This window comes from Peribacillus sp. NPDC058075, assembly GCF_042885195.1.
Taxonomy (GTDB): Bacteria; Bacillota; Bacilli; order Bacillales; family DSM-1321; genus Peribacillus.
The window spans coordinates 231,293-244,434 of record NZ_JBHVSL010000002.1; the positions used below are offsets into that span (position 1 = coordinate 231,293).

Below are 13,142 nucleotides of genomic sequence, written 5' to 3' on the forward strand. Positions count from 1 at the left end.
CTCTCCTTTTCCTATTCACAATTTTATTTAGATAATAGGGATTTCCCTGTCATTTCAACAGGTTTTTCGACTCCAAGCAAATCAAGCATCGTTGGAGCTAAATCACCTAGGATACCACCTGTTCTTAATGTTACCTGATTTTTAGTGATAATGACAGGCACGGGATTCGTAGTATGGGCTGTCATGGGGTTGCCTTCAAGCGTTACGACTTCATCCGCATTCCCATGGTCAGCGGTAATGATTGCTGTACCGCCTTTTGAGACGATTAAATCGACTATCCTGCCTAGGCATTCATCCACTGTTTCAATCGCTTTAATGGTAGGCTCAAGCATCCCTGAATGACCAACCATGTCCGGATTGGCAAAATTCAAGAGAATGGCATCAAAGCGATCTGCCTCAATTTGTTCCACCAATGCATCCGTCACTTCATAAGCACTCATTTCAGGTTGTAAATCATATGTAGCGACTTTCGGAGAATTAATTAAAATCCTCTCTTCACCAGGAAACTTTTCTTCACGTCCGCCGCTCATGAAAAATGTTACATGCGGATATTTTTCAGTTTCAGCGATACGAAGCTGGGTTAGCTGGTTTTGGGAAAGTACTTCCCCTAATGTATTATCAAGATTTGTCGGCTTAAAAGCAACATATCCGTCAACTGTTTCCGAAAAATGTGTCAAGCATACAAAATGGAGATGCTTCGGATGTCCAGGACCGCGGTCAAATGAGCGAAAATCCTCATTCGTGAACGTATTGGAAATCTGGATCGCCCGGTCTGGACGGAAGTTATAAAAGATTACGGCATCATCATCTTTAATCGTTGCAACCGGTTTACCGTCTTCCGCCGTTATGACTGAAGGTATTACGAACTCGTCAAAAATACCATGTTCGTAGGAATCCTCGACACATTCCATCGCAGAAGAGTAAGCAGGGCCATCACCATACACCATCGAACGGTAGGATTTCTCCACACGCTCCCAGCGCTTATCACGGTCCATCGAATAATATCTTCCGGATATGGTCGCAAACTGACCCACACCGATTTCCTTCATTTTCGCTTCCGCTTCCTTAATATAACCTTGCGCCGTTTTCGGTCCGACATCACGGCCATCTAAAAATGCATGTACATATACATTTTTAACTCCTTCTTTAGCGGCCAATTTCAGCAGGGCATACATATGATCAATATGACTGTGCACGCCGCCATCTGAAAGAAGACCGAAAAGATGAAGGTCCGTGCCTTTTTCCTTGGCATGGCTCATGGCATCGACCAATGTTGGGTTTTGGGCAAACTCGCCTTCACGGATGGCCAGGTTCACACGGGTCAGACTTTGATAAACGATCCGTCCTGCCCCGATATTCAAATGGCCCACTTCCGAGTTCCCCATTTGACCGGCAGGCAAGCCTACCGCTTCCCCGCTTGCAGTTAAATGGGAATGCGGATACTGTTCCCAAAAACGGTCAAAGTTCGGTTTTTTCGCATGAAAAACAGCATTCCCCTTTTCCTCGTTACGGCAGCCAAAACCGTCTAAGATGATAAGTGCCACAGGCGACTTACTCATAGTGACCAGCCTCCAGCAATTGTAAAAATGAATCGGGTTTCAGGCTTGCACCGCCAACCAACGCACCGTCTATATCAGGTTGTGCCATGTACTCTTTAATATTCTCAGGTTTTACACTGCCACCATATTGAATGCGGATGGCTGCAGCTGCTTCATTTGAAAATTTGTCTGCAACAACCGAGCGGATATGCGCACAAACTTCATTTGCATCTTGAGCAGATGACGATTTTCCTGTTCCAATCGCCCAAATCGGCTCATAAGCAATAACGGCTTGTTTCAATTGATCGTAAGATAATCCTGCAAGGCCTTTTTCAATCTGGCTGCCTACGAAATCATTCGTTTCGCCAGCTTCCCTTTGCTCAAGTGTTTCACCACAGCAAACGATCGGGGTCAATCCGTGGGCAAAAGCGGCATGAGCTTTTTTATTAACAGCTTCATCCGTTTCGTTGAACATTTCCCGGCGTTCGGAATGACCAAGTATGACGTAGGATACACCAAGATCAGCCAATGCGATTGGGCTGATTTCTCCTGTAAAAGCACCGCTTTCTTCAAAGTGCATGTTCTGCGCCCCGATTTTCACATCGGTTCCTTTTGCTGCTTGAACCAGTTGATCTAAAAATAAAGCTGGAGCACATACAACCGTATCGATTACATCTTGCTTCGGAATCAAATTGCTCACTTCTTCTAAAAAGGCAGTAGCTTCAGATAAAGTTTTATTCATTTTCCAGTTTCCTGCAATAATCGGTTTACGCATTTGGTTTCTCATCCCTTCTAAAGTTGAAATATGTAACGGTCAGTCTTATTTATCGTTCAAGGCCACAACGCCAGGCAACTCTTTGCCTTCCATGAACTCAAGAGATGCACCGCCGCCAGTTGAAATATGGGACATCTTTTCCGCCAAGCCAAACTTTTCTGCAGCTGCGGCTGAATCCCCTCCGCCTACAATGCTGTACGTATCTTTTGCTTCCGCCAAGGCTCTAGCAACGGTTTTCGTTCCATTCGCAAATTTATCGAACTCGAATACACCCATTGGTCCATTCCATATGACAAGTTTGGAACTTTTGATTACATCCGCAAATAACTCACTTGTTTTTGGACCGATATCAAGAGCCATTTTATCATTTGGAATAGCATCGATATCGACATTCGCTGTCTCTGCATCAGGTGAAAACTCAGCCGTTACGACTGCATCGATAGGCAAATGAAGCTTTACGCCTTTTTCTTTTGCACTTTCAATGAAAGATTTGGCCAATTCAATTTTGTCTTCTTCCAATAAAGAATTACCGATTTCATGACCTTGCGCTTTAATGAATGTATAACCCAATCCGCCACCAATGATCAAGTGATCGACTTTTTCTAAAAGGTTTTCGATAACGCCTATCTTATCCTTTACTTTTGCTCCGCCAATTATAGCTGTAAAAGGACGTTCTGGGTTGGATAGGGCTTTTCCAAGTACTGAAAGCTCTTTTTCCATCAGCAATCCGGCGACGGCTGGGAGATGGTGCGCTATTCCTTCAGTTGAAGCATGTGCACGATGCGCAGCTCCGAATGCATCGTTAACATAAACATCAGCCAGTGCAGCAAATGACTTCGCCAATTCTTGATCGTTCTTCTCTTCTCCTGGATAGAAACGAACATTTTCCAACAACAGGATCTCGCCATCTTGCATGTTATCAATGATTGATTGAACGGTCTCGCCGTAAGCTTCTTCTGCCTTTTGCACATCCTTGCCACTAAGTTCGCTTAGTCTTTCCGCAACAGGTGCTAGACGCAATTCTTCTACGACTTGTCCTTTAGGACGGCCAAGGTGGCTGGCTAAGATGACTTTAGCGCCTTGTTCTATCAGATAGGAAATCGTCGGCAGTGCAGCTTTGATTCTCGTATCATCCGAAATCTTTCCGTCTTGCATCGGCACATTGAAATCAACACGGCAAAATACGCGTTTCCCCTTTAATTCAATATCTCTAATCGACTTTTTATTCATAATCCAAGAACCTCCTTAGATATTGTTATCATATTTTTGATTTCTTTAGTCAAAAAGGGAGAGGGTAAATTTCCCAACTCCCCTTTTCTCTTTTTCATTATAGTCGGTTTCCAGGAAATTATCCAAAAACAAGAAATGTAAACGCTTGACTGATTAATGACTTACTAATAATATCATCTTCTGCCAAGTTTTTTTAGAGGTGTGATAAAAAAAACCTCACCTTGGTGAGGTTTTTTTATTATTCTAATTACAATCCTTTTTTAGCCAAATAGTCGATTAAATCAACCACACGGCTAGAGTATCCTGTTTCATTATCATACCAAGATAATACTTTAACCATGTTTCCTTCCATTACCATTGTGGAAAGGGCATCAATTGTAGATGATGATGGGTTACCGTTATAGTCAGTTGATACTAGCGGAAGTTCGCTGTACTCAAGAATTCCTTTTAATTCGCCTTCAGAAGCCTTTTTGAATGCTGCATTAACTTCCTCAACTGTTGTGTCTTTTTCAAGTTCTGCAACAAGGTCCACAACAGATACGTTTGGAGTAGGTACGCGCATTGCCATACCATTCAATTTCCCTTTAAGTTCAGGAAGAACAAGTGCTACAGCTTTTGCTGCCCCAGTTGTTGTAGGAATGATATTCTCGGCAGCTGCACGTGCACGGCGGTAATCTTTATGTGGCAAATCAAGGATTTGCTGATCATTTGTATAAGAGTGAACAGTAGTCATCATTCCGCGTTTGATTCCGAATTGTTCATGTAGCACTTTAGCAAATGGAGCTAAACAGTTCGTTGTACATGAAGCATTGGAGATTACATGGTGGTTAGCTGCATCATATTTGTCTTCGTTAACACCCATGACGATTGTGATATCTTCATCAGATGCAGGAGCAGAGATGATTACTTTTTTCGCTCCAGCTTCTAAATGCTTAGCTGCATCTGCACGTTTCGTGAAACGTCCTGTAGATTCTACTACTACTTCTACTCCTAGCTCACCCCATGCTAATTGTGCAGGGTCGCGTTCAGCCAAGACTTTGACTTTATGACCATCAACAACAAGGTAATCTCCATCAACTGTTACTTTTTCATTAAGAGATCCATGAATTGTATCGTATTGAAGAAGGTGCGCTAACATATTAGCATCCGTTAAGTCGTTAATAGCAACAATCTCTACCTCAGGATTACTCAATGCTGCACGAAATACATTACGTCCAATACGTCCAAAACCATTAATACCAACTTTTACTGCCATGAAAAATTCCTCCTTTTAAGTTCGCAAATATATTAAGGGGTGTAATTCCCCTGAATTAACTCTTGTGCCGCCGCTTCATCCGTGATTAAAACGGTTGATGAAGGTGCGCCTTTCATGTAGGAACGGATAGCCTTTGCTTTAGTTTTACCACCTGCCACAGTTATCACTCGCTTTTCAGGGCTAAGATCATCTAACTGGATGCCGACTGTCAAAACTTTATGAACAACTTTGCCGTTTTCATCGTAATAATAACCGAATGCCTCTCCTACAGCATTTCCATCTAACAGCTTCTTTAACATTTCTGGCGAAGAATTTCTTCTTTCTGCCATTGCCATGGCATCACCAATTCCATGAATGATCATATCCGCAGATTTGATTTGGGAAATCACTTCTTTAATTGCAGGTTCCTTCTGAAATGAAGCATAAACCTCACCGCTTAATTGATCGGGTACATATAACACTCTGTATGAGGCCTGTGCCTTCTGGGCCATTTTTTCAACAATCGTATTGGCCTGATTCTGCACTGCTTCACCAATCCCCCCGCGGGCCGGGACAAATGTCAATTTCTTCGACGCTTCATCAGGTGACAGCGAATCAGCCACTTCGGCCATTGTCGATCCGCCAGTAACTGCAATGATATTCTTTGAGTTCCATTCCCGTTTCATACGGATTGCACAAGCTTTACCCAATTCTTTTTTCACCCATGGGGTCTCATCACAATTTCCTGAGACAATAATGACCTCATCCACTTGCAATAAATCCTGCAATTGCCGTTCCATTATGTCTATACCCATTACTTCACGCATTATTCCTTCTAACTTATCCAGGATTTCAATCCCTTCATCGGTCAGCGTCATGCCAGAGGTGAATATGTTAACCAGGTTCTGACTTTTCAGAAAATCAACCTCGCCTCTAAGCGTCCGCTCTGTCAAATTAAGGCTCACGGACAGACTGCGCCTTCCAACCGGCTGCATCATTTTGATATAACGCAGGATATCATATCTTTTTTGCATAACCATAAGGAAATCCGGTAATAATTTTCTTTGTACCTCGAGTAATGTACGCATATTTAAAACTCCTAAAAAGTTAAGTTGGACACCTAATGTCCCGCGTAGTCATTTTCTGTCCCACTTAAAACAAAAAAATATTCCTGCTACATATTTTATTCTAGCAGGAACGGAATGTTTCTTCAAATGATTTGAAAAATTATTTTTCCAAAAGGCGATTTAGAGCTGATTTATCAACATTCCCGAATTGAACGATATCATCTTTCCATTCTACGACAGGAATCATCAGCCCGAATTTCTCAAGCAAATCATCATCGGTATGGATATCGATTTCTTTATAGCCTATGCCTGATTCCTCTTTCACTTCTTCAAGCACCTGCTTGGCTTTATCGCATAACGGGCATTTATCCCTACTATATAAAACAAACGCATTTGATTCCAAACCACTCATCCTTTTCAATCATATCTTTTTCGTTTAGATGAAGAAGGGATACCTAATTGTTCGCGGTATTTGGCAACGGTTCGGCGTGCCAGGATAATTCCATGCTCTTCTTTCAACCGTTCTGCCAGATCCTGATCCGAAAGCGGCTTTTGTTTATTTTCCCCATTGATGGCTGCCTGCAGGCTCTTTTTTGCCTGCATGCCCGACATATCCTCATCAAGGCCGACTGACTGTAAAGAAGTAGTGAAAAATATCCGCATCTCTATCGTGCCAAATGGTGTTTGCACGTATTTCCCTTTTACCGCCCGGCTTACTGTGGACTCATGTATTCCAAGTTCATCGGCGATTTCCTTCATCGTCATCGGTTTCAAATAGTTCAGGCCATGATGAAAGCACGCCGGCTGTTTATCGACGATGCACTGAATGACCTTCAATATCGTTTCTTTCCTCTGTTGGATCCCTCTGGAAATCCATTGGTATTCCTGCCACTTATCCTGGATAAACCGTTGAACCCCCTGATCCTTATGGCTCTTCATACGGTTTAAATACCCTTTATCCACATTAAGATTAGGCGTGTTACCATCATAATTCCCGACAAGCAGCATGCCATCCCGAACTTCCACGACCACATCCGGCACTATATAAGAAGGTTTTTCCTGAAAAAAGAGTGAAGCCGGTCGCGGGTTCAATGTCTGGACATAATCAAATACTTCTTGAATCTCCTTCATTGTAACACCGATTTTCTTACTTAGGTCTTTCCAGCGCTTTTCAGCAAAATCGAGGAAATGGTTTTCCATGATCGATTCCGCCAGCAGATTCACCCCTTCTGCTTGCACCTGAAGCAAAAGGCACTCTTGAAGATTTCTCGCTCCAATTCCATGCGGTTCGAGTTCCTGTAAAATTGAGAGGCTTTCTTCCAAAACGATCGGAGATATTCCCGTGATACATATATCATCCAGCTCAGTCCTTAAGTAACCGTTTTCATCAAGGTTATGAATTAATAACAGCAACGCCTTCTGCTGCTCACCGGTAAGCTGCTGGTGATTCACCTGGGACATGATATGCTGTTCAAGCGATATAGTATCTTCACTGATCTGTTCAATCCAATAGTTTGCATCATACGTATTCTTAAGAGTCCGTTTCCCCTTTTTCCGGTCAAAAGTTGGCTGAAATAAAGCCGATGTTGGCTGATCTATGGACAGTAATGGATTTTCCACCATTTTATTTTCTAAAAAAGCCGATAGCTCCTGCGAGGAGTATTGCAGCAGTGTAATAGCTTGCATAAGCTCCTGCGTCATTGCCATCTTTAATGTTTGCTGTTGAAAAAGTCCTGCTTTCATATTCATACTCATCGATTCATCCCTCCCCCACTCCATTTTACATTATTAGGAGAAAATTCTACACAAAAACCCATGAAAACGCTTACGTTTTTTTCTGAATAGTTTATTTGTTTTAAATACTATATGTTAGAAACGCAAATTAAACAACCACTTTTATTGAAAAATCACCATTTTTCAATAGTGTGTGCGAATATTTTCAAGACGGGGCTTACATTACAGGATTAGATGGAATATTACGGAAATCGAGTGAATTCGCCAAAAATCTTAGGGACCCTCTTAAAAATGAACAATAAAAAATCCCCCACTTTATTAAGCAGAAGATTGGTAATGCCCTCGGCAGGAATCGAACCTGCATTTCAAGCTTCGGAGGCTTGCGTTCTATCCGTTGCACTACGAGGGCGTAATAGAAAATAATTTTTCAACAGATTTCATTATATGATAGATTCTACTCCTTTGCAAGGGTTATCAGGTTTAAAACTTCATCATTTGGGTATTATGGGTAATGTGGAAATTCATCCCTGTGCGGCATAATATATAAAGTAATCTATCGGGAAGGAGCCTTAGCCAGAAAATTGTCGAACAAATTATCCATTATAGGGTTTGTTTTGTTTGACCTAAATTGACCAAAAAGTGTATCATACATACATAAAGAATTTAAATGATTCTCTTAATCGAAGGAGGAAATGAACATGAATTTAATTCCTACAGTTATCGAACAAACAAGTCGTGGGGAGCGTGCCTACGATATTTACTCCCGTTTATTAAAAGACCGGATCATTATGCTAGGAAGTGCAATTGACGATAATGTTTCCAACTCCATTGTTGCTCAATTACTATTTTTAGAAGCGGAAAATCCTGAAAAAGATATCACTCTATACATCAACAGCCCTGGTGGAAGCATCACTTCCGGTATGGCCATTTACGATACTATGCAATATATCAAGCCTAATGTATCGACAGTATGCATCGGTATGGCCGCTTCCATGGGTGCTTTCCTATTGGCCGCTGGTGAAAAAGGCAAACGTTATGCGTTGCCAAACAGTGAGGTCATGATTCACCAACCTCTTGGAGGAGCTCAAGGTCAAGCTACGGAGATTGAAATTGCTGCCCGCCGTATCCTTCACTTGAAAGATAAACTGAACCAAATCTTGGCAGAACGTACTGGACAACCTATTGAAGTCCTTCAAAGAGATACGGAACGTGATAACTTCATGACTTCCGAAAGAGCCCTTGAATATGGCTTGATCGACAAAGTCATCACGCGCAGCATCCTTGATGACAAAAAAGACTCTAAATAATTATGCAACAAAAGGCTCCGGAGATCGCCTTAAGCGACTTCCGGAGCCTTTTTTACATTATAAATGAAAAGGATGCACTTTTAGGCATCCTTTCTTTTAACCCTCTTGCTGAACGAACTCTTCCAATGCCTCTAACGCTTCTTTTTCATCGCGTCCTTCGACGATTAACTTCACGGACACGCCAGAACTGATGGCAAGGCTCATTAATCCCATTATACTTTTTGCATTCACTTTCTTTCCTTCTTTTTCAAGAAAAACATCTGAATGAAAGCGGTTAGCTTCTTGTACAAAAAGGGCCGCCGGCCGCGCTTGCAAACCCGTCTTCAATTTTACCTCAACTTGTTTTTCCACCATCTTGATCTCCCCTGTTAGCTTTATTTTTTCGCAGCAATAGCTTCTCCCCCACGGAGCCTGTCAGCTATTTCATCAATCTTTCGTAATCGGTGATTAATCCCGGATTTACTGATGGTTCCCCCAGAAACCATTTCCCCTAGTTCCTTTAAGGTGATATCCTGAAACGCTATCCTAAGCTCCGCAATTTCCCGAAGCTTATCCGGTAAAATGCCTAATCCCACCGTATCCTCGATATAATGGATGTTTTCAACTTGGCGTAATGAGGCCCCGATCGTTTTGTTCAAATTGGCTGTTTCACAATTCACAAGCCGATTCACTGAATTACGCATATCACGGACAATCCGTACATCTTCGAACCTTAATAAAGCTGAATGGGCGCCAACTATACTTAAAAACTCGGCAATCTTTTCGGCTTCTTTCAAATAAATGATGTACCCTTTCTTGCGTTCAAGAGTCTTGGCCTTCAAGCCAAACTTATTCATTAGCTCACAAAGGGCATCATTGTGCTCTTTATAAAGTGAGAAAATTTCAAGGTGATAGGAAGACGTTTCCGGATTATTCACCGAACCCCCCGCAAGAAATGCACCTCTTAAGTAAGAACGCTTACAGCATTTCTTCCCAACAATAGTATCGGATATAGCATGGAGAATTTCAAAGCCATCGCCTAAAATCTCCAAATCGGTTAAAACCCGCTGCCCTCCGGATGACATCCTGACAATATATACATTATTCTTTTTAAGCTTCATCTTTTTACGGACCAACAGCTCGACCTGGACCTCATAACTTTTTTTCAGCAGCGTATAAATCCTTCTGGCAATCGCAGCATTCTCCGTTTGAATATCCACAACAAGCTTCCGATTAGAAAATGAAAGGGATCCGTTCATCCGGATAAGCGCACACAATTCCGCTTTACCGCAGCAATCCTTTCCCTCTAATGTAGTAAGCTCTTTTTTCGTTTCTGAAGCAAAAGACATCCATTTCACCCCCTATCGAACGCAGGTAATCTATTTTTATCAATCAAAAAACCGTCCCCGCTTATATCTACGGTGCAATGTGGCTTTTTGTTTCATTTACAAGCATATTATAGAGCAAATCCGCCACTTTTTTCGTGTCATGGCGTATTACATTCCCTTCATAGCTAAAAATGCGTTCTTGTATGATTTCAAGCCCCATCATTTTTAAGCTTTCCACATCATACATGACCGGTTTAGCATATTCAGCTTGATAGCGTTGCTGAATCTCGGTTGGTATTTCCTCATTATTAACAAGTATCCTGTCAATATATGCATTTCCCATATGGTCATATATCGCTTTTATATGATCGCTCGCGCTATAATCCAGCGTCTCTCCGGCTTGTGTCATCAAATTGCAAATGTACACCTTCTTCGCCTTCGAGCGGGCAACCTCTTCTCCTAAACCAGGAACAAGTAAGTTAGGCAGAATGCTAGTATATAGGCTCCCTGGACCTATGACAATAAGATCTGCCTGCTTGATTTCCTGGAGAGTTTCACTGAGCGGCTTTATATGATGAGGAGACAGAAATACTCTTTTTATTTTCTTTCCTGAGAAGGGAATCTTGGATTCTCCTGTAACAATCGTTCCGTCCTCCATCTCCGCATGGAGAACCACACTTTGGTTGGCCGCCGGAAGCACTTTACCGCGGACATTAAGGAATTTACTCATTTCTTGGATCGCATGGACGAAATCCCCTGTCAGCGAGGTCATTGCCGCCAATATCAAATTCCCCAGCGAATGCCCGGACAACTCATTTTTACTCTGAAAGCGATGTTGAAACATTTGTTCAACAAGGGGCTCAACATCCGATAACGCAGCCAGCACGTTACGAATATCACCTGGAGCGGGAATGTCCATATCCTCGCGAAGGCGGCCTGAACTTCCACCATCATCAGCTACCGTTACGATTGCCGTTATATCAACCGGATGCTTCTTTAACCCTCTCAACAAAACGGGAAGGCCGGTTCCCCCTCCAATGATCACAACCTTAGGTTGTTTCTTTTTATCTAACATCTGCTTTCCCCTTACTTTTTTCGATATCGCGATGTGATACTTGAACCCTGTAATCCTTCTTGAAGTGGTTTGAAATATACTCCGTCAATGCTACAGAACGGTGCTGACCGCCTGTACACCCAATCGCAACAACAAGCTGTGCTTTTCCTTCACGTTTATAATATGGAAGCATGAACGCAAGCAGATCGGTCACTTTTTCCAAGAATTTTTGCGTCTCACTCCATTTTAAAACGTAACTCGACACTTCCTGTTCCAAGCCAGTCCTTGGCCTCATATGGTCAATATAATATGGATTTGGCAGGAAACGTACATCAAACACAAGGTCGGCATCTATGGGCAGACCATGCTTGAACCCGAATGACATGACATTGACTGTAAAACCGACACTTTTATCGGCAGAAAACTCCGAAGCGATTTTCTCCCTCAATTCGCGCGGTTTCAATTGGGAAGTATTAAAAATCAGCTGTGCCCTTCCCTTCAATTCGTCCAATAGTTCACGTTCCATTTTAATGCCTTCCAATGGCCGGCCTAATGGAGCAAGCGGATGGGTCCTTCTCGTTTCCTTATATCTGCGGACCAAGGAATCGTCATCAGCTTCAAGAAAAAGGATTCTTGGTGATATAGCAGCTGAATCCGTTAAATTATCCAGTGCAAGAAATAAGGAATCAAAAAACTCCCTCCCCCTCAAATCCATGACAAGAGCCACTTTATTCATCTTATTCCCTGAGTCCTTCATTAACTCCAAAAACTTTGGCAATAGCGTGGGCGGCAAATTATCGACGCAAAAAAAGCCGAGGTCTTCAAAACTTTGAACCGCCACTGTCTTACCCGCTCCGGACATTCCGGTAATGATGACCAATTGCGTTTCACTCTTCTGCCCTGTACTCATAGTTTCTCCGCCCCCATGTATAGCAATCTTTTTTATATGTGAAAATTAACCTGGATCCAATCGGTAAGAAAGCAGCTTAAACTCAGGTGTATAGGTAAAGGTTCCATAAATGATCCCACTTCCATGAACCATATAGTCCAGGATGTGAAAATCACCTTCAGCCATCATCAGCTTTTTAACATCTTCGACCGGATGCCAGCTAAGTTCCCCTTCTTCACAAACATCCACATTTACACCATCGGAATCCGTTGCAAAGAAAGTGAACATCATCCATTCCGACAATACCTTATCTCCGTCCTTCATAATGAAGGTAAAAATACCTTTGATGGAAGGATTTTTTAAATAAACGCCCGTTTCTTCACGGTATTCCCTAATACAAGCATCGCGTACAGATTCCCCAGGCTCCATCTTTCCGCCTGGAGCTACCCACCATCCGCGTCTAGGCTTCTTCAATAAGAGGATTTGATTATCTTTGATCAATACACAGTTTGTGACACGTTGCACGTTCTTCACCTCAATTGGCTCTGCTCGACTATAGAAACCTCCACTCCCCCGTGTTGAAGAGATTCAGTTTATATCCTTAAACCGCCGCTAGATATCCATTTGGCGATTTACAAATGCTTATAGTTCAAACAAGTTGTATTTTTCATCTTCTTACCATTATGAATGATATATATGTTTAGTATATCTTATCATTATACTATTTTTGAAATGAGCTAACAATAAAGTACACTTCCTGCATTGGGGGAATATTCATTCGCAAGGAATTACGGAGATAAGCCTTTATCCTGCTTAACTCCTATTCTTCTCCACTTTCGCTGCCTAAATGCAAAGGACGGGCTTACTTCACATTATAAATCATTTGGAAACATACTAAAAATTGGAACAAAAGATATAGTCTTAAAGCAGGAAACAAAAAAAAGGACACAGAATCTTAATCTGTGTCCTTAAACGTTTATAATTAAAGGGGGTCAACTTCTATCCAT

13 protein-coding genes and 1 tRNA gene are annotated in these 13,142 nt (G+C 42.1%); 1 reads left to right on the top strand and 13 read right to left on the bottom strand.

Features of this window, described 5'->3' with window-relative positions; all coding sequences use genetic code 11:
- Positions 1-23: 23 nt before the first annotated feature.
- The 8 genes from gpmI to ACFVS1_RS18905 all read right to left on the bottom strand — a co-directional run bounded on the left by gpmI (position 24) and on the right by ACFVS1_RS18905 (position 7,987).
- On the bottom strand, positions 24-1,559 hold the full coding sequence (gene gpmI / locus ACFVS1_RS18870; protein ID WP_352923889.1) for a 2,3-bisphosphoglycerate-independent phosphoglycerate mutase: 1,536 nt from the start codon (positions 1,557-1,559) through the stop codon (positions 24-26).
- Entirely contained in the window at positions 1,552-2,313 is a 762-nt protein-coding gene (gene tpiA / locus ACFVS1_RS18875) for a triose-phosphate isomerase (protein ID WP_387549710.1), read from the bottom strand. The genes gpmI and tpiA overlap by 8 nt, the downstream gene beginning before the upstream one ends.
- Before the next feature lie 45 nt (positions 2,314-2,358).
- Entirely contained in the window at positions 2,359-3,543 is a 1,185-nt protein-coding gene (locus tag ACFVS1_RS18880; RefSeq protein WP_387549712.1) for a phosphoglycerate kinase, read from the bottom strand.
- 247 nt (positions 3,544-3,790) lie between these two features.
- Positions 3,791-4,798, bottom strand: a complete 1,008-nt coding sequence (gene gap / locus ACFVS1_RS18885; RefSeq protein ID WP_352923892.1) for a type I glyceraldehyde-3-phosphate dehydrogenase — start codon at positions 4,796-4,798, stop codon at positions 3,791-3,793.
- A gap of 32 nt (positions 4,799-4,830) precedes the next feature.
- Positions 4,831-5,865 (bottom strand): sugar-binding transcriptional regulator, encoded by a 1,035-nt coding sequence (locus ACFVS1_RS18890; RefSeq protein ID WP_352923894.1) that lies wholly within the window; start codon positions 5,863-5,865, stop codon positions 4,831-4,833.
- A 139-nt stretch (positions 5,866-6,004) separates the two neighbouring features.
- Complete coding sequence (locus ACFVS1_RS18895; RefSeq protein WP_137023278.1) at positions 6,005-6,256, bottom strand: glutaredoxin family protein; 252 nt, start codon at positions 6,254-6,256, stop codon at positions 6,005-6,007.
- 5 nt (positions 6,257-6,261) lie between these two features.
- Positions 6,262-7,599, bottom strand: a complete 1,338-nt coding sequence (rpoN, locus tag ACFVS1_RS18900; protein ID WP_387549715.1) for an RNA polymerase factor sigma-54 — start codon at positions 7,597-7,599, stop codon at positions 6,262-6,264.
- Positions 7,600-7,915: 316 nt separating this feature from the next.
- Positions 7,916-7,987: transfer RNA gene (locus tag ACFVS1_RS18905), tRNA-Arg, on the bottom strand.
- Between the two features lie 289 nt (positions 7,988-8,276).
- On the opposite strand from ACFVS1_RS18905, the gene clpP reads away from it, so the two are divergent.
- Positions 8,277-8,885, top strand: a complete 609-nt coding sequence (gene clpP / locus ACFVS1_RS18910) for an ATP-dependent Clp endopeptidase proteolytic subunit ClpP (protein WP_063233960.1) — start codon at positions 8,277-8,279, stop codon at positions 8,883-8,885.
- A 96-nt stretch (positions 8,886-8,981) separates the two neighbouring features.
- Here clpP and ACFVS1_RS18915 read toward each other — a convergent pair whose 3' ends face one another.
- From ACFVS1_RS18915 to ACFVS1_RS18935, 5 genes are all read right to left on the bottom strand, one after another.
- Positions 8,982-9,239: an HPr family phosphocarrier protein gene (locus ACFVS1_RS18915; RefSeq protein WP_048688029.1), complete on the bottom strand. Its 258-nt coding sequence runs from the start codon at positions 9,237-9,239 to the stop codon at positions 8,982-8,984.
- Positions 9,240-9,259: 20 nt separating this feature from the next.
- Positions 9,260-10,213, bottom strand: coding sequence for a DNA-binding protein WhiA (gene whiA / locus ACFVS1_RS18920; protein ID WP_101223718.1), 954 nt, complete (start codon positions 10,211-10,213; stop codon positions 9,260-9,262).
- A 67-nt stretch (positions 10,214-10,280) separates the two neighbouring features.
- A complete protein-coding gene (locus ACFVS1_RS18925; protein ID WP_241593143.1) occupies positions 10,281-11,267 on the bottom strand; it encodes a gluconeogenesis factor YvcK family protein in 987 nt (328 codons plus the stop codon).
- Entirely contained in the window at positions 11,257-12,156 is a 900-nt protein-coding gene (rapZ, locus tag ACFVS1_RS18930) for an RNase adapter RapZ (RefSeq protein ID WP_352923898.1), read from the bottom strand. The genes ACFVS1_RS18925 and rapZ overlap by 11 nt, the downstream gene beginning before the upstream one ends.
- Before the next feature lie 45 nt (positions 12,157-12,201).
- Complete coding sequence (locus tag ACFVS1_RS18935; protein WP_063233957.1) at positions 12,202-12,660, bottom strand: NUDIX hydrolase; 459 nt, start codon at positions 12,658-12,660, stop codon at positions 12,202-12,204.
- Between the last annotated feature and the right edge of the window lie 482 nt (positions 12,661-13,142).

What these genes read in the sequence shown, in the direction of transcription:
- clpP (WP_063233960.1), top strand. Translation starts at nt 8,277, where the DNA reads ATGAATTTAATTCCTACAGTTATCGAACAAACAAGTCGTGGGGAGCGT.
- gap (WP_352923892.1), bottom strand. Translation starts at nt 4,798, where the DNA reads ATGGCAGTAAAAGTTGGTATTAATGGTTTTGGACGTATTGGACGTAAT.
- rapZ (WP_352923898.1), bottom strand. Translation starts at nt 12,156, where the DNA reads ATGAGTACAGGGCAGAAGAGTGAAACGCAATTGGTCATCATTACCGGA.
- ACFVS1_RS18890 (WP_352923894.1), bottom strand. Translation starts at nt 5,865, where the DNA reads ATGCGTACATTACTCGAGGTACAAAGAAAATTATTACCGGATTTCCTT.
- ACFVS1_RS18925 (WP_241593143.1), bottom strand. Translation starts at nt 11,267, where the DNA reads ATGTTAGATAAAAAGAAACAACCTAAGGTTGTGATCATTGGAGGGGGA.
- tpiA (WP_387549710.1), bottom strand. Translation starts at nt 2,313, where the DNA reads ATGCGTAAACCGATTATTGCAGGAAACTGGAAAATGAATAAAACTTTA.
- ACFVS1_RS18880 (WP_387549712.1), bottom strand. Translation starts at nt 3,543, where the DNA reads ATGAATAAAAAGTCGATTAGAGATATTGAATTAAAGGGGAAACGCGTA.
- ACFVS1_RS18895 (WP_137023278.1), bottom strand. Translation starts at nt 6,256, where the DNA reads ATGAGTGGTTTGGAATCAAATGCGTTTGTTTTATATAGTAGGGATAAA.
- ACFVS1_RS18915 (WP_048688029.1), bottom strand. Translation starts at nt 9,239, where the DNA reads ATGGTGGAAAAACAAGTTGAGGTAAAATTGAAGACGGGTTTGCAAGCG.
- rpoN (WP_387549715.1), bottom strand. Translation starts at nt 7,599, where the DNA reads ATGAGTATGAATATGAAAGCAGGACTTTTTCAACAGCAAACATTAAAG.
- whiA (WP_101223718.1), bottom strand. Translation starts at nt 10,213, where the DNA reads ATGTCTTTTGCTTCAGAAACGAAAAAAGAGCTTACTACATTAGAGGGA.
- gpmI (WP_352923889.1), bottom strand. Translation starts at nt 1,559, where the DNA reads ATGAGTAAGTCGCCTGTGGCACTTATCATCTTAGACGGTTTTGGCTGC.